The organism is Kitasatospora sp. NPDC049258, assembly GCF_040678895.1.
GTDB lineage: Bacteria > Actinomycetota > Actinomycetes > Streptomycetales > Streptomycetaceae > Kitasatospora.
Window position 1 is genome coordinate 1 of record NZ_JBFAQT010000120.1, and the last position, 1,006, is coordinate 1,006.

The following is a 1,006-nucleotide window of genomic DNA, read 5'->3' on the forward strand; positions in this document are numbered from 1 at the left end:
GGAGCAGGTCTCCATCGACGACAACTTCTTCGCCCTCGGCGGCCACTCCCTCCTGGTCACCCGCCTGGTCAGCCGCATCCGCACCGAACTCGGCGTGGAACTGCCGCTGCGCGCCCTGTTCGAGACGGGCACCGTCGCCGGGCTGGTGGAGCGGCTCGGGGGCGCGGAGACGGCCCGTACCGGCCTGCGCCGGGCCTGGCGTCCCGAGGTGGTGCCGCTGTCGTTCGCCCAGCAGCGGTTGTGGTTCCTGAACCGTTTCGAGGATGCGGGTTCGACGTACAACATTCCGATCGGGCTGCGGCTGTCGGGTGCGGTGGATGTGGTGGCGCTGGGCTCGGCGCTGCGGGATGTGGTGGGGCGGCACGAGAGTCTGCGGACGGTGTTCCCCGAGATCGAGGGGGTGCCGTGCCAGCAGGTGGTCCCGCCGGCCGAGGTCGGCGAACTGCTCGCCGTGGTGGCCGGATCCGAGGGCCTGGCCGAGGCGGCAGCCCGTGCGTTCGATGTGACGGTGGACCTGCCGGTGCGGGCCTGGCTGTTCGAGGAGGGGCCGGCGGAGTCGGTCCTGCTGGTGGTGCTGCACCACATCGCGGCCGACGGCTGGTCGATGCTCCCGCTGGCCCGGGACCTGGGTACCGCCTACGCGGCGCGGACCGCCGGCCGGGCACCCGAGTGGCCGGAGCTCGCCGTCCAGTACGCCGACTACTCGCTCTGGCAGCGGGAGTTGCTGGGCGACGAGGCGGACTCCGGCAGCCTGATCTCCGCCCAGCTGGACTTCTGGCGCTCGACCCTCGCGGGCGCGCCGGAGCTGCTGGAGCTCCCGACTGACCGCCCCCGGCCGTTGGAGGCGAGCCACCGCGGTGAGGTGGTGGCCTTCCACTGGGACGCCGACCTGAACGCCGCCCTCGCTGCGTTGGCGCGGGAGTGCGGGGCGACGGTGTTCATGGTGGTGCAGGCGGCGGTGGCGGCGTTGCTGTCGCGGCTGGGTGCGGGTGCGGACATTCCGTTG

Annotated in this window: 1 protein-coding gene; it reads left to right on the forward strand. The window is 72.9% G+C overall.

What is annotated here, in order from left to right:
• The coding region (locus tag AB0K43_RS31480) for a condensation domain-containing protein (protein WP_363645844.1) at positions 1 to 1,006 on the forward strand (1,006 nt) is incomplete at both ends.